Consider the following 21,604-nt stretch of genomic DNA (forward strand, 5'->3'; position numbering starts at 1 on the left):
ACCTACCGGAATCGCCGCGTGATGACTCCCCTCTTCGCTGCCGCCCCGCTCACCGCTGCCCCCCTTGCTGCTCAGGCCGCTCCGCTTCTCGCCCAGGGTCTGGCTGAGAATCTCTTCGTGCAGGCGGTCCTGGTCGTCGTCATCATCGGCGCCGCGCTCCTGCTGGCGTTCTTCTTGCTCAACTACGGGCGCGTCTGGCTGCAGGCGTTCATGTCGAACGTTCCGATGAACCCGTTCGACCTGGTGTTCATGAGCCTGCGCCAAGTCCATGCGAAGACGATCGTCGACGCCCGCATCCAGGCGATGCAGGCCGGCGTCGGGCAGGACCCAACCTCGGGCATCACGACCAAGCGTCTCGAGGCCCACTACCTCGCCGGCGGCAACGTGCCGCGGGTCATCAGCGCGATTATCGCCGCCCACCGGGCCGACATCGACCTCGACTTCGACCGCGCCGCGGCGATCGACCTCGCCGGCCGCGACGTGCTCGACGCCGTGAAGACCAGCGTCTATCCGAAGGTGATCGACTGCCCCGACCCGGAGAAGTCGCCGCGCTCGACCCTCAGCGCCGTGGCGAAGAACGGCGTCGAGGTGAAGGTCCGCGCCCGCGTCACCGTCCGCACCAACCTCAAGCAGCTCATCGGCGGCGCCACCGAGGAGACAATCATCGCCCGCGTCGGCGAGGGGATCATCACCGCGATCGGCTCGTCGTCAGACCAATTCGCCGTGATGGAGAACCCCGACCGCATCAGCAAGGCGGTGCTCGAACGCGGCCTCGACGCGCACACGGCGTTCGAGATCGTGTCGATCGACATCGCCGACATCGACATCGGCGAGAACATCGGCGCCCGCCTCCAAGCCGACCAGGCCGAGGCCGACACCCGCAAGGCCCAGGCGATGGCCGAGAAGCGTCGCGCCGACGCGATCGCCCGCGAGCAAGAGATGAAGGCCCAGGTCGCTTACCAACGCGGCCAAGTCGTCGCCGCCGAAGCCGAAGTCCCCCGCGCGATGGCCGACGCGTTCCGGAAGGGAAATCTCGGCGTCCTGACGAAGAGCTCGACACCCTGACGGGCGAGATGACAGAGGTTAGATGGCAGATGATAGAGATTGAGCTTGCGGCTCTTCCCTATCATCTACCCTCTGCCATCTATCATCTCTTTTACTACTGCTTCTTCAACGCGTACTCGATCGCCAGCGCGTTGAACGGCTCGTTCTCTTCGTCGACTTCCGAGACAAGCACCCATCGGTCGTCGCGATACTCCAGATTAAAACAGCGTTGGGTCTCGCCCGGGTCGATCTCGTGGACGCCCGAGCTGCCCAGGCGGCTGGCGGCCTCTTCCCGTGAGGGGACGATCAGCGATTCCATCGGGGGCATCCCCTCACCGAGCGGCTCGTCGTCGGCCCGCTTTTGCCGTCGGCTGCTCGACTCCTCGTCACTCTCTTCCTTCTCCGACTTGGTCGGCAGGGTGACGGTGACCTTCGCCTTGGTGATCAGGCAGAGCTGCGCGCGAGGGACATCGTCCTCGCCGTCGGGCGGCGTGATCGTGTGCTTGACTTTCACCTTGGCGGCGGTGATCGGCGTGCCGGCGGGAGCGTCGTATTCCGCTACGGCGTCGGCGGTCCCGAACGCGCTGTCATTGAGTTTGTCTTCGAGCGCGCCGACGATCCGTTCGAATCGCTCCTCGGGAGTCGGCGGCGGCGGGGGCGGCTCGACGGGCTCGGGCGCCGGCTCACAGCCCGCCACCAAGCCGAACATCAGCGCCCCCAGTATCAACGTCCCGAATCCCAGCGGTCGGGTCCCCGGGCAGAGGGCCGGCATGCGGCGTCTGCCGCGAGAGGGAACGCTCGTCTTCGAGGCCTGGGTCATCGGTCGCCCTACATCACGGTCTTCGCTATCGCGGACCGCAGCGGCCCGTCCTGCTGGGAGGATAGCACCGGGGGGAAGAGAAGACTATTTCTCTTGGCGCCCGTCGCTCGGCGTCGATCGCCGCAGCGGTCCGGACAGGCCGCAAAATCGCCACAACTGCACGCGTCGTCAGAACGCCCCGAACGGGTCTTCTTCGTCCGCCGCCTCGGCGCCCGTGTCGCTGCCGAAGGGGTCGGCGTCGGCGCCGAACGGGTCGTCGGCGCCATCGACCTCCGCCTGCGGCTCGGGGGCCTCGGCAGCTACCGCTCCGCCAAACGGGTTGTCTTCCTCGGAATCCGCCGTTGCCGCCGGCGCCCCGGCCGGCATCGCGTCGCCGGCCCCGAGCATAGCGCCAAGCGCCTTGAGCGGGTCCTTGCGGAACGAGATCGCGTCGCTGTCGGCGAAGGGATTCTTCTGCGATTCCGACGCCGGGCTCACGGCCAGCAGCGGGCGATTCGGATCGGGCAGCGGCGCCACGACAACCGCTTGCTTCAGTTCACTCGGCGATTTGACGGTCGCCAACGCCTCTAGCGGCAACTTGAAGCGACGCCGCAACGCCGCGGTCTGAGCGGGAGTCAACTCGGCGTAGTGGTAGCCAAGAGGCGATGCAGCGGGACCGACTTCCGGCATCGCCGCGGGGTCGAAGCGACGTTCCACCGCCGGCGACGCGGACTCTGCCGCGGCTTCCCCAGCAGGAGCGTCCTCCGAGGCAGCGCCTAAAGCTGGTGTGCTAAGGGCCGTTGCGGTAATGGCCGTCGCCGCCAGGCATGCCGGCGCCACGACCAAGTGGACGATGGCTCTCACGGTGGCTGCGAAATGGAACTGCATCGTCGTCGCCCTGATCCCACACGTTCCGGATAATAACCGCCGCGCGCCACCTATCCCGATAGCGCCGGAAAGCCTTGATTATAATCGAGGCGGTGGCTAATTCCAAATTGCCGGGCCGGGATCACCGGAGCAAATCGCCGCCGCTCCGTCGCTGAAAATAAAGGCCCCTGTACAGCCTCTCCCGCGAAAAAATCGGCGAGCCGGGAGCGTGAGCGACCGGAGGGAATTCGGCGCACTTCCCCTCCGGTCGCTCACGCTCCCGGCTCGCCAACAAACGCGCCTAGTTGCTGGTGATGCCGCCGGCCTCGACCTTCTGCTTCGTCTGGTCGTACTGGTCTTTCTCCAGCCGGCTGACGTTGTCGCGCGAAAGCCCCCGATCGACCGCTTCTTCCCAGGCTTGCTTCGCCAAGCCGTCTTGCCCCGACAGCGTGTAAGCCGTGGCGAGGTGGAAGTACTTCGAAGCCGTCGGGTTGTCGATGACCGCCAGCTTGAGGTCCTCGATGGCGTCGTCGTAGCGCTTGCCGGCGATCGAGATCACCGCCCGGGTGTCGAGGATCTCGGTGCCCGGACCGAGGATCTCAACCGCTTCGGTGACCAGCCGGCTGGCCTCGCTGATGGCGGAGTCATCGTCGCTCGAAAGGGCGAGCAAGTAGGCCAGGTTGTTCAGCACAACCGCCCGCCCGACGCCGGTCAGGTCCTTCCGATCCAACAGGGCGCGGTAGGCCTCGGTGGCCTTCTCATACTCGTGCTGAACGTCGTAGAGCTCCGCTTGTTGAAGCTTCAGCGCGATCAGCTCGGGGTCTTCGCGTAGGCCACGCTCGAGCCATCCCTTTACCTGCGCGATCGCCTCCGGAGACACCTCCTCGTTCTTCACCTCCGCCACCCGGAGGACTGCCAGGCCGCCCTGCACCAACTGCTCGGCGGTCAGGTCGTCGCGTAGTTTTTCCATCGCGTCGAGCCCTTGCTCCACGTCCACCCGTTCGCCGATGAACTGCGCAAGCGCCATCTGCTCGTTGACGCCGCCTAGCTTGGCGGCCAACTCAAAGAGCTTCTGCGCGCGGGTCAGGTCGTCGAACTCAATCAACCGCCCCGCCACGCGCTTGAGCAGCGGGATCTGCTTCGCGTCGATCTTGCTCGAATCGCGGGGCAACATCCCGATCACCGCCTGAGCGGCTTCCTTCTTCTTGCCCTTCTCGAACGCCACCCGGGCGAGCATCTCGCGCGTCGCAACGTCGTTCGGCGCGATCTCCTGCAAGCGCTGGACCTGCCGCACGGCGAGGTCGATCTCACTCGGCCCGCCGCGTTGCAGCAGCATCTCGATGTAGGTGAGCTTCACGTTCGGGTCGTTCGGGTAGCGGCCGATGATGTCGAGCATCTGCTCGCGGCACTTACGCCATTCGCCCAACGCGAAGTAGAGCCGGGCCAAGGCCATCTCCGCCTCTCGGGAGAGCTGTTGGTTCGACCCGATCTCTTCAAGCAACTTGGCGGCCTTCATCCGCGACACCGGCTCGGGACGGGGCGCCAAGATCTCGGCCATCAGCGCGCGGTCCTCCAGCGACAACACGCCGTTGTCGGAGTTCGACGCGATCAAACGTTCGGCATTTCGGAGGTCTTGGTAACCCCCGCTGCGGGCGAGCAACTTGGCGGCCGTGCTCCGCGCCCATTGGGCGCTGGCGTCGTCCACGGAGATGGTCCCTTCGGCGGCGTCCTTGAGGATGCTGTTCACCAACGGGGTCGCCTTCTCAACGGCGTCGGGCCGTTTGTAGGTCGGTCCGAGGTAGAACTGGGCGATCATCCGCGAAACCCGCGCCCTTTCGGCCTCTTCGGCGCCCTCCAGGGCGAGGCGGTACAGCGACTCGGCGTCGATCGTGCGTCCCACCATCTCGTAGCAGCGGGCGAACATCAGCAGGTTCTGGTCCTCGGGCAGCGCCAGCTGGGCGCTGCGAATCGTATCGTCGGCCTTCACGCCCTCGCCTGTGGCCGCGTAGTAGCCGACCAATGCCAGCCAGTTCTCCGACGACGTGGGGTCGATCTCCACCGCCTTGGCGAACGCGACGCCCGCCTCGTCGATCAACGTCTTCTTACGCTCCGACTTGTCCGCCTCGAGCCCCGAGGCCTGGGTCAAGAACCGACCCAGCCAGAGCTGCACCTTGGCGTTGTTCGGCGCCTGAGCGGCGAACTCCTTCGCCGCATCGACCCCCTCGGGCGCGCGCCCGACCCGCAGCAGCGATTCGGCGTAGTCCGACCCCAACAGACGGAGCAGGCTTTCGCGATTGATCTTTTCCATCTGCGCGACCGCGTCGACAAAGCGGCCGCGGGCGCGGAGCAGTTTGATGTACTGGAACAGCGCCCGCGCGTCTTGCCGACCGAGTGTCGCCGCACGGTCGTAGCTCTCCAACGCCTTGCGGACGTTGCCCTGCGCCAGCGCGATGTCGGCCTGGAGATTGATCAGGTCGTTCCAATCCCGGCGCGACGCCAACGCCCGTTCCACCAGCTCGGAGGCCTGCTTGACGCCGTCGCCCTGACCGCCGCTGACGCGATACTCATTGAGCAGTCGGCTCGCCTCGGTGTACAGCCATGTCGGGTCCTCTTTCGATCCGACGAGGTCGAGGATCGCATCCTGCGCTCGCTTAACGCCAGCGGGGTCGTTCGCGGCGAGCGAGACGTTGAACATGTCGATCAAGGTCGGCAGGTCGCCCGGCTGGAGCTCGGCGACCCTCCGCAGACATTCCGCGCGGGCCTCTTCATCGCGGAGCCTGGCGAACTTCTCGGCCAACCCCTTCCAGAGCTGGACCTTCTGCGGGGTCTCCCAATCGTCGATCCCTTCCGTCAAAGCGAAGAGCTGGTCGGTCAAGTTCTCATCGTTGATCATCGACAAGAGGTCGGCCTTCTCGAGGCGTAGAATCGGCATGTCGCCAAGGTCTTCGACCACCTTGTCGAGCAGCGTCAGCGCCTTCGCCGGGCCCTGATCCGGGTCGGCGGCGAAGAGCTTCACCGCGGCGCGGCGGACGCCCAAGTTATCCGGGTCCTTCTTGTAGGCGCCGATGAGCAGCTTGCGCGCCTCCGGGTACTTGCCGCGACGCATCATCACCTCGCCACGGAGGATGTCGAGCATCGCGTCGCCGAGCTGCATCTTCTCGATGTAGTCCTTGCAGACCTCATCGAAGGCCTCCCAGTTCTGCTGGCTCTCCGGCTTGGCGAGTTCTTCGGCAAGCGCCGCGTAGATCGACACCCCCTCGTTGTCGCGGCCGGTGCGGCCGATCTTCTGCATCGTGCGCAGCCGGCCCTGCTCTGCCATCAGGTTGCCGGGCTCAAGCTGCAACGCCAGGTTGAACGCCTCCAGCGCCAACTCGTCCTGGCCGAGCGCCTCGCGACAGAAGCCGAGCATCACATTAAGCTCCAGCCCCATTGTCGGGTTGGACGCAAAAAACTGCTGGTACTTCTCGAACAGCTGGATCGCCTCGAGGTACTTCTTATCATCCATCAGCAGACGACCCTCGAAGTAATCGGGGTACGCCGACGGGATCATCTCCCCTTCTCGCATTTCGGCGATCGTCTTGCGGACGTCGTCCTTCTTGCCCTGTTGGAGTTGCAGCCGCGCTTTCTGCACCATCAGGACCTGCGACTGGTCGATGGCGACCGCCTTGATGCCTCGGTCGCAAGCCGCGAGCGCGCCCTCGAAGTCTTTGTTGACAATCGACGCTTCCGAAAGAGTCTGATAAAGCCCCGTGTCGGTGGGGTCCCGCTCGAGAGCCTCCTCGATCATTGCGATCGCTTCCTCGGGCCTCTCGTCACGCAACGCCAGCCGCGCGTTCGCGATCACCACGGTCGTGTTCTCGGGCTCGAGCTCGAGCGCCTTCTTCACCAGCGGGATCGCTTCCTCTTTCTTATCACTCGCCTCGAGCCAACTCGCCTTGGCCAGAAGAGCCTCGCCGCTCTCGGGATTGGCTTCGACCATCTGGTCGATGACCTCGTTGGCCAGGTCGCCCTCGAACTGATCGGACTTCAGCTTGTAAGCCAGCCGGCTATAGACGCCTGCATCGTGTGGAGCGATCGCCTTGGCTTCGTCGAACTCGCCTTCGGCCTTGTCGTAACCGATCAGCTTGTAGGCGTGTTCGATTGCCTTCGGGTCGTTGGCGGCGAAGTAGCACTCCGAACGCATCACCTCGAGCTCGGGGTCGTTCGGCTTGCGGTTGAGCAACTGCGACACGTGGTCGAGCGCCTGCTTGAGCATCCGCACGCGGCGCGACATATACAGGTCCACCAAGCGACGACGCAGGTCGTCGCGCTCGGGGAACTCCCGGACCGTCATCTCCAGCTGCGCCATCGCGTTGCGGATATGGACGGGCTCCGACTTCGGCTGAGCCGCGATGTCCGCGAAGACATTCGACAGGTCCGCCATCGCCTCTTCGTCCCGCGGCTTGATCCGCAGGTAGTCCACCAGCAACTCGGACGTTCGCTTGAGGTCGCCCTCGGCCTTTGCGGCCTCCGCGCGGTCGAGCAGCCGATTGGCGTTACGCGACTTTTGGAACTTGTAGAGTCCGTACGACCCGCCCAGGATGGCGATCGAGCCGACGACGATCGCGATGAGCAGCGTGAGGTTGACGCGGTAACGATGCATGAGAGGACCCTACCTGGGGTTCCTGCTGGACGGTGAAGCGGACGAGCTAGTGTCTCGTGGCGAAGCGCCGGGCCGATTGAGACGCCCGGGCGACCCAGCGCGTTCCCTCAGTTAGGGACAATCGCCCGACAAGCCTGTCATCGTATCGGGGCATGGGGGGCTGTCAACGAACCCAGCTCGGCGTAAACGCCTGTCAAATAGGGACTTTCGTCCGGCGGCGCGGCTCGGGAGGGTTGCGCAGGTTCGTTCACTCGACCCGAAGCCAAACCGGCTCCGAGAGGGCTCCACCCGGCTCGGCGACTGCCTGGAGCCGCACCGGCCCCTGCCCCAGCAAGTCGGCTGGAACCAACGCGTCGCCTCCATCGCCGTCGATCGTCGCTACCTCACGGAAGTTGTGTCGGATGACAATCCGCTCGGCCCCCTCAGCCTGCGCGGCGAGGGCGACCTCGCCGTCCAGCGGCGTGCTGCTTTTTGCATCGAGCTTCAGAGTTACCCGGGGCGTTTTCGCCCCGCCAGGGCCATCTCCCGAGCCGACTTCCAGCCCCCCGAGCCGGCGCCGCTGGGCTTCGATTGCATCGGGGTTGATCCCGACGCAACGCAGGTCGTGCCAGCCCGGGCCGAGCTGATCGGTGGTAAACGCCGCTTCGGTGTCCGATGGCAGCCGCATCCGCAGGCGACCATCGACAAACAGCTCCCAAAATGCGGTCCCTTTCGCTCCGTTAGGGGTGACGCGGGGCTTAATCCGCAGTGCGGCGGGCGGCGTGTCGGCTGGCGGGACTTCAGCAGTTGGGGCGGACGGGGCGGGCCCCGCTCTCTTCGCCGGCTTGGTGAGGCCGAGTTGCTCGAAGCCGATCGTGCTGGTCGCGCCCGGCTTAAGGAGGTCCTCGTCGGCTTCCTCGGGCCACCCTTCGACTTCGAGCGTCGGCCGTTTCGCCCATGGCTGGCATAGCGGGTCGCCGAGAATCAGCAACTGATAGGGCGCCGCGACCGACTGGTAGAACGCCTCGGCGAGCGAGCAACCACGCCGGTAGTGGATCGGCAGCATCGGCGAGGGAAACTTCACCTGGATGCCGTAGGGCTCGTTCACGGTGCCGCTCGTGCCCGTGGCGCCGGCACGGATCAGCTCGGCGATCGAGGTCTGCTCGCTCTGCTTGAAGAGCATCCCGCCCGTGCTGGTGAGATGCTCACAGATGGCGCCCGGTTGGATCGTCATGGCGGCCGTGTCGAGGGCGAGATGGGGCGACCCCATCATCAACCCCGCCACATCGTCGGCGCCAGCGGGACGAACGCCCACCTTCACGACCGCCTTGGCGCCCAAGCGCCGCAGTTGCTCCGCCGCCACGTCGTAGCAGCCGTGCCGCACCTGCGAACGGATGTCGTTGTTACGCATGAAGTAGAACGTGCCGGTGGGAGGCGACGCCTCGGCCTCAACGGCCCGCTCCAACGAAGCGATGACTTCATCAACGGTGTTGCCCCGCCCCGTCGTGACGCCGAGCATCGTTGACAACAGGTATCGGCGGACGGGTTGGTCCTCGGCGTCTTCGTCATCGCCGTCCGGACGTTTGACGCTGGCCTCTTTCCCTCCAGCAGGGTTCCACAGGTACCGCGACCGAAACCCCCGCGACGGTGCGGCGCCCAAGAGTCGGCACTTCTGCTGGTTGGTCGCGCGGGACTGACCCGGCGCGGTCGCGTAGTACCAGTTCGAGTCGAATGACGTGATTCCCGGGCTCTTCGCCAGCGCGAACCCATAGAGAAAGGTCGCCCCGTTGAGCGACGCCACCTTCGACATCACCGCCGGCAGCTTGAGGTCTTCTGGGTACTCCTCCTTGAGCGTGACCCGCCATGGGAAGTCGGTCGAGTAGGCGATCATGTCGATCTGCAACGCCAGGCCGCGCTCATTGATCGTGTCGATAATCGGCTGCAGGATCTGCTTGCGGAACACCGCCCCGCTAGCCGCTTCGAGCGGCCCCTTGTAATCCAGGGCGAGGACGTTCGAAGCCGGCACGTCGCGTAGGCGGACGTAGTGGTTGGCGACCGCCTTCGAGCCGGCGCTATTGGCGTTCACCACCACCAGAACGTTCTCCGGCCCGCCGCCCGCCAGGGCTCCCCGGGCGGCTAGCAACAGCGCGAACGTCGCTGCGATAGCGAGATTTCCGGTCGATCGGGTCATGCGGGCCTGGCGGCTTGTCGTTTGCGGGGCGGAATCACGCCGGGCAGGTATAGTGGGGATATCCGCCCACCGGCCGGCGGGCTTCCCTCCCCTTCAGAAACCTAGCTCGGTCGATGCCCGGTATCGGTTCGTTCTTTCGATCGCTGCTCGATAGCGGCAAGGTCGATGTCGCCAGCCGCTTCGAGATTCTTCGCGAAGCCGTGTCGGGGACGATGTCCGACTTCAACATGGCTCGCGACCGCGAGACCGGCGAGATCGTCGGCCTCAAGGTGCTCGATAAGCTTAAGACGGAGCAACTCGAGGCCCGGTTCCGTGGCCTGAAGAAACCGACCGAAGGCGAGATCGCGTCGCGCTTCGACCACCCGACCATCGTCAAGACGCTCCGCCACGGCATGACGACCAAGGGCGAGCAGTACGTCGTCATGGAGTTCCTCGACGGCCCGGGCCTCAACTCACTGATCATCGGACGCGACAAACGCCTCGACGGCAACCGCCTCACCCTGATGCGTCAGGCCGCCGAGGCCCTCGACGTCGTTCACAAAGCGGGGTTCATCCATCGCGACGTCTGCCCCCGCAATTTCGTCTGCGCGAAGGACGCTTCGTCGCTGAAGCTCATCGACTTTGGCCTCACCGTCCCCGCCGAAAAGGAGTACATGCAGCCCGGCAACCGCACGGGCACGCCCAACTACATGGCCCCGGAGATCGCCCGTCGGCGGCCGACCGACCAGCGCGTCGATGTCTTCGCGTATGGGGCGTCGATGTTCGAGATGTTCGCGTTCGAACTCCCCTGGCCCCGCGGCGCCGACGGCCTGGCGGCCATGTCGCACGGCGTCATCGCCATCCCGCCGCTGTCGGGCCTCGTGCCGGGCGTCCACCCTGAGGTCGAGGCGATCATCACTGAGTGCCTCGCCGCCGACCCCGACAAACGCCCCCGCACAATGGAGGCAATCGTCAAACGCCTCAAGCGGCTCAAGAGCGAGTACGCCGACAAGGGGTAACGCCAACCGACGAGCCGTAAGCGTCAGCGCATTGTGCATCCATCGTCGTAAGTGGAAGAACCGGACGCTAAGGCGTGCCGGCTGATCTTGGTGGCGAGCGTTGATTAGCCGCGGGGCCTTAGCCCCCGGTTCTTCGCCTATCGTTTGACCCGCACCTCTTGATCGCCAAAGCCTTTGATTAAGACGGGCAGAATGTTCGTCAGCGACCGGAGTGCGCCCAGCACCAACTCTGATATTCAGTAGCGACCGCCAGCGAGCCGGGAGACGTCCCTGCGAGCCGGGAGACGTAAGTCCCCGGAGTGGAGCGGGTAGCAATTTCCCTCCGGGCGCTGACCAGGATTATGCAATGGCTAGCAGTGTGAAGTCGGTTCGGCGATGTAATCCAAGAAGCGTTAGCGCGTTGTGTCCCCCTCCCACTCGTGGGGAGGGGCTAGGGGAGGGGGGCGAAGCGGGTACCCGGATTCTCCCCCCTCCCCCGACCCCTCCCCACAAGGGGGAGGGGAGTAAACGACGCTAACGAGTCTGATAGTTCATCGAACTTGCAACAACTGACTGCTAGCGATTGCATAATCCTGTGACGCTTCCGGCTCGCCGCCCGGCGGTACGCTGACCACTCTCCGATTCGGCCCAAAATCGCCGCTTGCCCCCTCTCGCCCCAACCGCTAACCTGTGGGGCTCGGCCCGAGGCGCCCTCTCTGGGCGGCCCTGGCTAGTTCCGCAGCACCGCTAAATCCCCGGCGTGACGCCATGGCGATCGACAAATCTCTGAAAGTGAAGGCCGGCGCGGTCTCCACCCGCAGCGTTCTCACCCGCGTCGAGCGGATCGAAAAGCTCCGCGAAGCCGACCGCTTCGGCGAGGAAGCGTCCCCCTTCGGCTTGCCGAAGGTCCGCGTCCGCAAGCTCCAGCTCAAGAAGAAGAAGAAGGTCAAGGGCGAAGAAGGGAAGTGACCCCCCGCCGCTCGCCGCCCCTGCGAAGGGAGCCGGCGAGCCATTGGCCTCTGCACTACGATCGAGAAGCCGGCCGACATCGTCGGGCGGCTTCTTTTATTGTGTAGTAAATCCTCTAGAAGATGAACCACAATGCCCTCGGTGGCTCTGTGGTTCCCAGAGGCTCAGAAGCCGTCGAACCAATCTGCCTGCTGCGCCCGACGCTCGTCACGCAGGCTCGACGACGAATGGTCGCTGAGCGCCTCGCTCTTGCGACGCACCAGCTCGCGCACGACTTCCGCCGAGGGCGAGTCGGGCAAGACCCGCTGCTGGGCCGGCGTGAGGCCCGCCCGATAGAGGTCGAGGAACTGCCGACGCTCGTCGAGCCGGTTGAGCTCCTCCTCCGCCGCCGCCAGCGCAGCGATGTCGCTCTGCTTCAGCCCCATCACCGCCGATTGCAACGAACGCAGCGCCGAGTTGTAGCCACGAATGTCGGCCGACAGCTGCCTGAGGTTCACCTTTGACGAACGCGATCGGTACGACTGGCGGTACTCGGGACGCCGCGTCTCGTGCCTGCTGCCAGAACGCAGCGGATTGGGGCTCGCGGACGGATCGTCGGCGAACGGGTCGCGCCACTCCAGTGGCGCCGCCGAGGGGTGTTGCGACCACTTGCTGCGCTGTGGTGCATTGGAATCGGACCCGAACGCTTCGGGCTCGGGCACAACGGGCTTCGCCGTCGCCCGGGGGCCGGCGAACTGGCTCGGCGTCGGCTCGGCGTCGCGCGGCGATCGTCGGAGCGGGTTCACCGAGGTCTCGGGCCGGGCTCTCGTAGGCTCGGCGTCATTGACGTACGGATTGTTAATCGTGGCCACGGGGTCGCTCACCTTGAGTCGTGAACGCTCCGGCTCGACCACGGACGTCGTCTTGGGCCCGGCCGCGTCGCGAACCGGCGAAGTAGTTGCCGTCGGGTCGACCACTCCGGCTCCCGTTGACGGCGAAGACTTGTCGGCGGGAACCACTTCGGCGGGCTCGCCGGGTTCTTCGAACCGCGGCGCTTCGGGTTGGCGCCGCTCGAAATCGGGAGCGGCGGGGAATTCGCCCGATCCGCCCGGCATCACAGCGCGGATCGCCGCGTCGAGCCAATCGGCCATCCGATCGAGGTTCTCCGGCGACGCCTTCTCCTCGCCGTTGGGAGCGATCTGGTTCCAAACCGAGAGGACCTTCTCGGCCGCCGCCCGCTGCGACGCCAGCGCGGGCGGGTAGTGTTGATAGCGACGATAGATCTGCTGCGCTAGGGCGTCGACGCGATCTTGCAGCGACGGCTCCGGTTGGCCGCTCGCCAGCTCTCGACCCTCTTGCGCGGAGGCGCCGACACACAGACCCAGCGCGAGCGTTGCGGCGATTAGCGTCCGTATCAACATGGCGATTGCAATGAGCGTCGGAAATAACGCAGTGAGTTGGAGAGCGTTGGGATTGGTGGATCGCGGCCCACTTCCAGCGGCTGGGGAACCATAGAGCGCCCCGTCGAGCAGTCAAACAACTAGCATTGAGTTCAGGACACAAACAACAAAACCCCAAGCGAGTTTGGGGGTAATGGCGATCAACCGGAAAGAGCGGAGTTGAGAGGGCGCCCTTCTCTCTTTTTCCCGTTCCCCGCTAGCGTTTTCTCGCATCTCCATTCGGGGGGATCGCCGAGATACTACACAGCGACGACGGGCCACGCCCCACGGACCGTCATTTGTCGCAAGCGGCCGAGACCAGCCATTGCGGGCAGGGCGATAGCTGGTCGGGCGCCTCGAAACCACATCATTGCGACTCACCTAACGGCTAGTCCCGACCGATCGCTGCTGCCCCTTGGTCTCTGTCGATTCACCCGAATCGTCCGTACCGAGTGGGGTAGAAGTGATGCAGGCAATTTATCAAGCATTTGAAGATTTCTCGGGCGCCGAGCAGCGCCCGTGCCAGACGGTGCTTGTCGGCGCGCTGGGAGTAACACCCTACTGGCACGACGCGGCCGGCAAGCTGCGGTTGCCGCTCTTACAAGCGCCAACCGTCGAAGAGGCCGACCGCGCCCTGGCGAGCGAATCGCCGGCAGTCGTGGTGGCGCCGCTCGCCCTCTTCATGGACGGCGCGTCGATGGAATCGGCGTGCCGCTGGCTCTCGACGGCCGCGGTGGTCGTCGTCACCGACACCGAAGCCAACGCCGCCCTGTGGCGCCAGCTCGCCTGGGACGCGTTGACGCCCCCGCCATCGGCCGACGTCGCCGCTGCCACGCTCACCCGGGCCCTCACCGAAGCGAACCGTCGTAGCAAACAGCGTCAACTGATCGCTACCTACGCGCACCGGCTCGCCTCGCTCACCCGGAACGAACGCGACGTGCTCGACGCCGTCTGCGAAGGCCGCCTCAACAAGCAGATCGCCAGCGAACTCAACGTCAGCGTCCGGACAATCGAACAACGCCGGCGCCGCGTCTTCGACAAGATGGGCGTCGATTCGGCGGTCCCCCTCGCGGCGCTGACGGCGGTCGTACAAACCCTCAGCGAGCAGAACAACCGTCGGCGTCGAGCGCCCTCGCCGCCGCCAACGTTGCCACGGATGCACCACGCCGCCATGCCGCCGTCCGCCACACCGATGGTGCTCGCCTCGTTGGCCATCGCCGGGATGAACTAGCCAACTCCGAATCGCCTTCAAAACAGCGCCAGCTGCCGCTCCGCCGAGGGCGGTCGGAACGACGCGCTGCTGAGCGGCTCGGGCGATCGCTGGAGGCCTTCGCGGTTGGCGAACACCGAGAACGTCCGCGCGATCTGGCCGGCGTACGCGCCGCTCCCCGCCATGCGGTGGCCGAACCGCGGGTCGTTCCACCGCCCGCCCCTGGCGCCGCGGATAAGGGCCTCGACCTTCGGCGCGCGGTCCGGCTCGCAGCGACGCAGCCACTCGATGAAGACGTCTCGCACCGAACTGGCCAGCCGCAGCAGCGTGTAGCTCGCCGACGCGGCGCCCGCGTCGCGCGCCGCAGCGAGCAGATGCGGGACCTCGTGGTCGTTGAGCCCCGGGATCATCGGCGCGACCATCGCGTGTGTCGGGATGCCGGCCGCCGTCAACTCGGCGATCGCCTCGAGCCGCGCGGTTGGCGTGCTGGTGCGGGGCTCCATCTTCCGGGCCAGCTTCTCGTCGAGCGTCGTCAGCGACACCGCGACCACCACCGCCTTGTGCCGGGCCAGCTCCGCCAGCAGGTCGATGTCGCGGGTCACCAAGGCGTTCTTGGTGACGACTCCCACCGGCTGCCGGCACTCGGCCGCCACCGCCAGACACCCCCTGGTGATCTCCAGGCGGCTCTCCAAGGGCTGGTAGCAGTCGGTGACTCCCGAGAAGACGATCGGCTCGGGACGCCACCGCGGCCTCGCCAGCCACTTCCGGAGCAGCTCGGGCGCGTCGGTCTTGGCGACGATCCGCGTCTCGAACCCCAGGCCCGCGTCCGAGCCCAAGAACTCGTGCGACGGCCGGGCGTAGCAGTAGGCACAGCCGTGCTCGCAGCCCCGGTACGGGTTCACGCTCCAGCGGAACGGCAGGTCGGGGCTGTCGTTGCGGTTGACGATCGACTGCGACCGGTCCCCCTCGATGGTGGTGCGTAGCTTGGCCGCCCCGCTGCTTGACGATCCGTCCAGCAGACCATGCGACGCCAAGAAATCGGCGTCTTCGGCGACTTGCTCCCAGTCGGCCTCGGTGCGGACCGCTTCGTGCGGATTCGCCGGGCGAAACGCGCTGCCGCGTCCCGTCCAGCGGCCCACCGGCCCGGCCGGAAGCTTCAACTCAACCAAAACCGCAGGGCTCGACGACGACGTACTCGATAGCATAGGACACGTCCTCCGCAAGTTGACCGACCGATCGGCGGGACCCGAACAACCAACTGAACAGACGTAGTATACACAAGTTCACTGCTCGGGTCAAGGTTTCCCCGACCACAGCAACCACCAAAATCCATAAAAAGTGCTGCTAACTCTAGTTCTGCTGTTCACCGTCTTGCCGCTCGCCGAGCTGTTCTTGCTCTACAAGCTCGGCCAGGAGATCGGCGTGTTGCCGACGATCGCCATCGCCCTCGGCACGGGCGTCGTCGGCGCGTCGCTCGCCAAGGCGCAGGGGCTGGCGACGCTCAGCAAGCTCTCGCAACAACTGCGGTCTCGTGAGCAGCCCGCCGACACGCTCTTCGACGGCGCCCTGATCCTCATCGCCGGCGTGATGCTGATCACTCCCGGCGTGATCACCGACGTCACCGGCTTCCTGCTCCTCGTCCCGCCGGTGAGGTCGATCCTCAAGCCGCTCATCGCCAAGGCGCTGCGCCGCAACGTCCGCAGCCAAGACGCCGGACCTGGCGTGAAGGTTTGGACCTTCGGCTCAAGGATCGGCTCATCCGTCGATCAAGCGCCGCCGCCGAAAGACCGCGTCATCGAAGCCGAAGTCATCGACGTCCGCACCCGCGACGCCGAGTAGCGCCGCTGCGCGGACTGTGGATAGTGGTTGGCAATTTATTGCGTCGGGTGGCAAGGGTCGTAGGCGTCAGCCGGAGCCCCCGGAGCAGTGGAATGGGCGTCGCCACAAAGCTTCGCCGCGGGCTCCGCTAGGTTGCGACCCCAGCCAACCAGAATAAGTGGACATCGCCGCTACGTCTTAAACTACGTCGAACGATGAAGCCTCAGCGCGAAGCAGGCTGGCCAGAATATGTCGGTCTGAGCAACCGCACGACTTCTTCCGCACTCGTTTTTGATTAGGATTTAATCGTCATGGGATGATACCTCCAAGGTACCCAGAAGAACCATTCGGCCTCTGACGAGCTATTCAGTAGAAGCTTTGAAGGTCATCATTTTCTTGACGCAAAGAGGTGGTCCGGATGTTGCGAACGCTCGCGAAACTTGCCTTCTGCGTGTGTGTTAGCACGGCTCACGTCACTGCGAGTAGCGCTGAAGAGAACACGTCAGAGGGGCCGTCAGTTTCAATTGACGTGATTGCGTTAGGGCCAGAAAAGTCCGGGAGCATGCAAGCAAAGGGGAGTGTTTTAGAGGACGGGTCGGGCGGGGTGCTAGGCCCCAGTATAGACGCTGGAATCTCAAAAGATGGACGTATGACCATCAAATACAAGTGGGTTATAAGCACAGACCCCCCCAGAGATTCGACGGTTACTTTGACGAATCTAGGGGGAGGAAGTTGTCTTGTTCAGGTCAAGACAACTTCGCCGATTCGGCTCTCAGTCCCGACTGGCGTTTCCGTGCTCTGCCCGTGTTGCATGCAGCCTTACACGGAGAAAAGAGCGTTTGTTGTCGATAGGGCGTTACGACTTCAACTTTCGAACATGCCCAAGGCAGAGGGCACGCCCACGTCGGATTAGGTTGCGCCGGGTACGCAATTGCGCGGGCGTTCCGTCGATCCTGCCTAGACCCCGGGAGAGGAGCACCTCGCCAGTCCGACCGAGCCTAATCTACCAATCGCAAGACGCACTGCGGACACTAATCGCAAGCGCCTTCAGTTGACTGACAGATGCTCAATCCGAGTTATCGCCAAATCTGCTGAGGCGTGAAACTCCTAAGCAACGTGGCTCAAGGCAAGATCGCACGATGACGAGCAACGCCAATCGGCGCCCATAAGGAAGCGGCGTCCGTCACTCTCCTGGCGATGACGCTTTCGGCTCGCCTCGGTCAGTGAGTGGCCGCAACAACAGTGCTCCCACCGCCCTCAGCGGTCCGCACAGCAGACGCTACAAGGTTGCGAGCTTACTCAACCGCTCGTAGATGTTCTCAGCGGAGAAGAGGCAGAACGAGTGCTCGCGGCTGTCGAGCACCGCCGCGGCGCGGAGGCCGGCGGTCGCGGTGGCGAGCCGATGCTCAATCTCGCGGCGGCGATCGACAAGCGACTCCGCCATCGCGCGGTTAGCGGCGGTGATCGCGGTGTGGCGCTCGGCGGCGTTGTCCGGCGTCTTCTCGGTTTCGATCCAGTGCTGCTTCTCCGCCGCGGCTTCGTGGTCGGGCGCAAACCGCTCGGGGTGATAGTCGAGGTCGCGGAGCATCTGCGCCAACTCGCGGCGGTCGGCTTCGCTGGGCGCGTCGTGCTCAATCGGCAGGCGGAGCGTCGCCGTCATCGTGGCGTGCTCCGGAGGGCGCACGCCCAGCAGCCGCTCGGCGAAGCGGTCGGTCACCTGGTCGTACTTCGCGCCGCCGATGCCGTGCAAAAAGAGGTCGGCGAGCGCCAACCGGCAGTAAAGCGTCGTCACCAGCGCCCGGCTGCGGAGCTTGACGCCTCGGGCGCGGAGCTCGGTGAGCGCTTGCACGACATCGTCGGCGTCGGCGGGGAGCGTGGCCTCCCAGCCCTGACGGTCGGTGAGCCGGATCGTGTTGGCGATCGGGCGTACGTAGACAGGGCGGCGCGTCGGTGCGGCGTCGGACCAGACCCATAGCGGCGCCTCGACCCAGCCGTCCTGGCGGTGCAGATCGGGGAGCGGCTGGGCCGCGTTCTTGAGCCCGTGAGCCAATCGGTACTCGGCAAGCGCCGCGTTGTACGCCGCCGCGGTTTGCTCGGACCGCAAGAACATCTCAGCCGCCAATCGCCGGAACCCCTCACTGTCGGCGACTTCGCTAAACGGCAGTTCGAGCGTGTGGCTCCCCCAGCTGCGCTCGAGCTTGTGACGCGGCGTCGAAAGCAACGCCGACACACAGTCACAGCCAACCGCCGTGGCGTGCTTCCACAGATGGGTTACCAACGGATCGGCGACGAACGGCGCCACGGCTTCAGCGACTCGCGCGGGGAACGACTCGAACGTCGCCTGGTCCAACAGCCGCCGCTGTTCGAAAGGGATCGCCGCGGCGCGCTGGTCGTAAGCGATCGGCTCGCGGCGCGGCGTGGCGTGCGAGCCTGTCGGCGTAAGCACGCTCGCCGAACGGCAGAGATCGCTGTCGATGATGACATGTAGACCGAGACCGCCCGACGCCTTCGCCAGCGAGTCCAAAGCGAAGTTCTTGAACCACACGCCGGGGTGGAACAGCTCAGGCTGATGGCCGGAGAGGACGATCGGGCCGTCGATGACGGTCGCGACGTCGGCGTAAGCGCTGGTGTAGCGCGCGGCGGCGTCGACGAGATGTTGCCGCGCCGAGCCGGCGAGCTTCGCTAGGGGGCCGCCCCCCAGCCTGGCGTCGCCGATCTTGCGTGGCTGCCGCAAGCGATCGAGCAGCTCGGGCCAACCCGGCGCCACTAGCGCGGCGTCGTCGGCGGCAGGCGCTTTGTAGCGCGCGTACTCCGTAGCCGACCGGTCGATCGACTCACTGGAGGCCCGGTCGCCATCCGCGGGAGTCTGTCCGGCGCGAGCCCCGCTCCCACGAATCGCGTCGCGCGTTCGCCGTTGCTCGGTGCGGAGTTGGGACTCGGAAGCCGCCATATTAGCCTACGGCGGGGACAGCGACGCCCGGCGCGACAAGGCCGGCGCACGGATCGAAGTCGGCGGCGGGGTGTCGCACGCCGGCGCGGGCTTGCGCGCGGTCGATCACCTCGCGGTAATGACGGAGGCGGCGCTGCGCGTCGTCGAGCTCGCCGCCGAAGCTCCGCTTCTCGTCGAGATAGATCAGCGGCACCGCGGCCTCGATCACATTGAGACCATGGTAGGCGGCCTGCACCCACAGCTCGAGCGGCATCGCGTAGCCGTCTTCACGCAGCTGCAACGGTCGCAGCGCCGCGACGCGGTAGGCCTTGAAGCCGCAGAACGCGTCGGTCAGCGAGAACCCGAGACGCTCGTTGATCTCGCGCGTGATGGTCTGGTTGATCGCCTTGCGGTCTTGCGGCGCGGCGAGCCCGCTGGCGGTCGAGTCGGCGAGATAGCGGCTGCCCGACACGATATCGACGTCGCCCTTGCACATCGCGGCGAGCTCGCGGATGCGCTGCGGCTCGTGCTGCCCGTCGCAGTCGATCGTCACCAGAAGGTCATAACCGTGCTTCTTGGCGTAGCAGAACGCCGTCCGCATCGCGGCGCCGTAGCCGCGGTTGGGATCGTGCGTCACGACTTGGATGTCGTCCCGCGAAGCTAGCAACCGCGGCGTGTCGTCGCTGGAGCCGTCATCCACCACGAGGACGTCGTCGGCGTGCCGCACCACCTCGTCGAGGACCTTCGGGAGATGCTCCTGCTCGTTGTAGACCGGCAGAGCCGTCAGCAGTCGTTGTGAACGCACGGAAGGGCCTCGGTGGGATAGCGGGGTAGGAACCACGGGCGGCGCCGGTGACGATTGCGGGCAGGTGATGCTTGAATCGGTCGGGCGACGGTGGTTGCCGTCAGGACAGTTTAGGCGCCGGCACGACCGACGCCAAAGAAAAACGCAACCCGCATGCCGTCAGACGGACTGTAGCGGGTCGCGTTCGGTTCGGCTTGCCGTCGCCTCGACGCCCGGCAGACCCGCCCGGAGGCGGTCGGCGAGCGTCTCGAGGGCGAACCGCTCGCTGGCGTAGTGACCCGTCAGGATCACCCCCACGCCGAGCGACCGGCAGCGCAGGCACTCGTGGAAGCCCATTTCGCCGGTGAGAAACACGTCACAGCCCGCACGGACGGCAAGGTCCAGCAGAGACCCGCCGCTGCCGCAGGCGATCGCGACCGTCGCCCCCCGGTCGATGTAGGAAACAACCTCGGGTGTTACGACGCGGACCTGCGGTTGGTTCGTGAGCTGCTTCACCCTTTCCGCCAGGGCGTCGAAATCCCCGCCCGGCCACCGGCCGACCCGCCCCACGCCGGCGCCGTCGGTGCGGTCTGGGGTGGGGGCAAGCGCACGGGTCGCCGTCAGACCAAGCCGGTCGGCCCACTGCTGATTCACCCCACCCGCGGCGGAGTCGTAGGCCGTATGGGGGCTGTAGACCGCCACGCCCGCCCGGGCGAGCCGCCACAGCGAACCGCCGTCGACGCTCTCGGTCGTCAACGACTTCACGCCACGGAACGGCAACGGGTGATGCGTCACCACCAGGCTGGCGTCGGCGGCGATCGCTTCATCGACCACATCGGGCGACAGCGTGAGACACGTCAGCACACGGCTCAGCGGCGCCGCCGGATCGCCGACCAACAGACCGACGTTGTCCCACTCCTCCGCGAGCACGCACGGCGCGATCGATTCGAGCAGGCGGCAAGCGTCGGCGATGGTGGGCGTCGTCGGCATGCCAACCATCGTAAGGGGTTCGGTGACCCTTCTGTAGAGGCGCCGCCCACAAAGCAAAACAAAGGCGAGCCGGAAGCGTGACAGGATTATGCAACTAGTAGCTGAGGGTTCTTTGCGAGCGAGCGGGTTCCGGCGATAAGGAGCTTGGCCTGGACCCAGTGTCGGACGCGGTGGAAGCGTCGGACCCAGGCGGGGAGCGAGGCGAGCCCGCCGCCGAAGGTGACCAGCGTCCCGAAGGAGGTCTCGATCGCCGTCCGCTGGCGGTAGAGAGCCGCCCCGAACGCCGTCCCCAACAGCTCGATGCTCCGCAGCCGACTGGGCGAATGTCGTTGGTGGCCCAAGCCTTTCCCCTTGCGTTTCTTCGCCACCAGCTGAAACCCTTCGGCTTGGGCCGCGTCGTAGAGCGGGTTGGCGTCGTACTCGGTGTCCGCCAGCAGGTAACCGCCGCCGGCAAGCCCTTCGATCAACCAGCGGGCCACGCGTTTCTCGCTGACGTTCATCGGTGAGAGGTCCCAGGCCAGCGGCATCGGCCCATCGCCCCAGATCACATGCAGCTTGTAGCCCAGCTGCTTGCCCCCGGCGCCACGGCCGTAGCCCGCGTCGGGGTCCTTGCTCACCAGACTCACCGCGAGCGCCTTGCCATCGATCTTCTTGACGATCCCCTGGCCCAGGTTCAGCAGCCCGATCAGCCGCTGCTCCACGGCCGTCAGCAGCAGCACGCAAGCGGGCTTACGCAAGCGTCGGCTCAGCGTGCCTTGCGTCGGCAAAGGTTGAGGGCAGAGGTCGGTGGGCCAGTTCTCGGGGCACGCGGCCCAGGCGGTGGGGCGGTCGTGGACCACCGCCCACAGGTAAACCACCACGATGTCGCCGGTGGAGTACCTCCAACTCCCCCATCCCACGTCCAACTGTTTCACCAAACGGTACAATAACCGCCAGAGTTCGCGTTCCATCGGATCGTCTCCCCCTGCAAGGAATAGAATCTCTCCA

General features: G+C 65.7%; 15 protein-coding genes. 5 read left to right on the top strand and 10 right to left on the bottom strand.

The genetic code is table 11. The annotated features are described in order from the left end of the window. Positions 1-21: 21 nt before the first annotated feature. Complete coding sequence (gene floA, locus Spa11_RS22300; protein WP_145117113.1) at positions 22-1,065, top strand: flotillin-like protein FloA; 1,044 nt, start codon at positions 22-24, stop codon at positions 1,063-1,065. A 94-nt stretch (positions 1,066-1,159) separates the two neighbouring features. Here the strand turns inward: floA and Spa11_RS22305 are convergent, their stop codons facing one another. From Spa11_RS22305 to Spa11_RS22320, 4 genes are all read right to left on the bottom strand, one after another. Then, positions 1,160-1,816, bottom strand: a complete 657-nt coding sequence (locus Spa11_RS22305) for a hypothetical protein (RefSeq protein WP_145116793.1) — start codon at positions 1,814-1,816, stop codon at positions 1,160-1,162. A gap of 216 nt (positions 1,817-2,032) precedes the next feature. After that, positions 2,033-2,731, bottom strand: coding sequence for a hypothetical protein (locus tag Spa11_RS22310; protein ID WP_145116794.1), 699 nt, complete (start codon positions 2,729-2,731; stop codon positions 2,033-2,035). Between the two features lie 280 nt (positions 2,732-3,011). Continuing rightward, a complete protein-coding gene (locus Spa11_RS22315) occupies positions 3,012-7,352 on the bottom strand; it encodes a tetratricopeptide repeat protein (RefSeq protein WP_145116795.1) in 4,341 nt (1,446 codons plus the stop codon). A 247-nt stretch (positions 7,353-7,599) separates the two neighbouring features. Beyond that, positions 7,600-9,522, bottom strand: coding sequence for a hypothetical protein (locus tag Spa11_RS22320; protein ID WP_145116796.1), 1,923 nt, complete (start codon positions 9,520-9,522; stop codon positions 7,600-7,602). Positions 9,523-9,635: 113 nt separating this feature from the next. Between Spa11_RS22320 and Spa11_RS22325 the strand changes: the two genes are divergently transcribed. Both Spa11_RS22325 and Spa11_RS22330 read left to right on the top strand, forming a co-directional pair. Then, on the top strand, positions 9,636-10,520 hold the full coding sequence (locus Spa11_RS22325) for a serine/threonine protein kinase (protein ID WP_145116797.1): 885 nt from the start codon (positions 9,636-9,638) through the stop codon (positions 10,518-10,520). A 747-nt stretch (positions 10,521-11,267) separates the two neighbouring features. Further along, positions 11,268-11,468 carry a small basic protein gene (locus Spa11_RS22330; protein ID WP_145116798.1) on the top strand — a complete coding sequence of 67 codons (201 nt, stop codon included), beginning with the start codon at positions 11,268-11,270 and terminating at the stop codon, positions 11,466-11,468. 164 nt (positions 11,469-11,632) lie between these two features. Here Spa11_RS22330 and Spa11_RS22335 read toward each other — a convergent pair whose 3' ends face one another. After that, on the bottom strand, positions 11,633-12,868 hold the full coding sequence (locus Spa11_RS22335) for a hypothetical protein (protein ID WP_145116799.1): 1,236 nt from the start codon (positions 12,866-12,868) through the stop codon (positions 11,633-11,635). A 484-nt stretch (positions 12,869-13,352) separates the two neighbouring features. Here Spa11_RS22335 and Spa11_RS22340 point away from each other — a divergent pair, with 484 nt between their 5' ends. Beyond that, positions 13,353-14,117 carry a response regulator transcription factor gene (locus Spa11_RS22340; RefSeq protein WP_145116800.1) on the top strand — a complete coding sequence of 255 codons (765 nt, stop codon included), beginning with the start codon at positions 13,353-13,355 and terminating at the stop codon, positions 14,115-14,117. A 17-nt stretch (positions 14,118-14,134) separates the two neighbouring features. Here Spa11_RS22340 and Spa11_RS22345 read toward each other — a convergent pair whose 3' ends face one another. Further along, positions 14,135-15,301 (bottom strand): PA0069 family radical SAM protein, encoded by a 1,167-nt coding sequence (locus Spa11_RS22345; protein ID WP_145116801.1) that lies wholly within the window; start codon positions 15,299-15,301, stop codon positions 14,135-14,137. A 133-nt stretch (positions 15,302-15,434) separates the two neighbouring features. Here Spa11_RS22345 and Spa11_RS22350 point away from each other — a divergent pair, with 133 nt between their 5' ends. Beyond that, positions 15,435-15,935: an FxsA family protein gene (locus tag Spa11_RS22350; RefSeq protein ID WP_197529594.1), complete on the top strand. Its 501-nt coding sequence runs from the start codon at positions 15,435-15,437 to the stop codon at positions 15,933-15,935. Positions 15,936-17,193: 1,258 nt separating this feature from the next. On the opposite strand, the gene Spa11_RS22355 is transcribed toward Spa11_RS22350, so the two are convergent. The 4 genes from Spa11_RS22355 to Spa11_RS22370 all read right to left on the bottom strand — a co-directional run bounded on the left by Spa11_RS22355 (position 17,194) and on the right by Spa11_RS22370 (position 21,567). After that, positions 17,194-18,864: a hypothetical protein gene (locus tag Spa11_RS22355; protein ID WP_145116802.1), complete on the bottom strand. Its 1,671-nt coding sequence runs from the start codon at positions 18,862-18,864 to the stop codon at positions 17,194-17,196. Between the two features lies 1 nt (position 18,865). Next, on the bottom strand, positions 18,866-19,648 hold the full coding sequence (locus Spa11_RS22360; RefSeq protein ID WP_145116803.1) for a glycosyltransferase family 2 protein: 783 nt from the start codon (positions 19,646-19,648) through the stop codon (positions 18,866-18,868). A gap of 159 nt (positions 19,649-19,807) precedes the next feature. Further along, positions 19,808-20,617 (bottom strand): Nif3-like dinuclear metal center hexameric protein, encoded by an 810-nt coding sequence (locus tag Spa11_RS22365; protein WP_145116804.1) that lies wholly within the window; start codon positions 20,615-20,617, stop codon positions 19,808-19,810. Positions 20,618-20,703: 86 nt separating this feature from the next. Further along, the gene (locus tag Spa11_RS22370; protein ID WP_145113967.1) at positions 20,704-21,567 is read right to left on the bottom strand and encodes a transposase; all 864 of its coding nucleotides are present in this window, start codon (positions 21,565-21,567) and stop codon (positions 20,704-20,706) included. Positions 21,568-21,604: the final 37 nt, after the last annotated feature.

The sequence above is a fragment of the Botrimarina mediterranea genome (assembly GCF_007753265.1).
In the GTDB taxonomy this organism is placed as follows: Bacteria; Planctomycetota; Planctomycetia; order Pirellulales; family Lacipirellulaceae; genus Botrimarina; species Botrimarina mediterranea.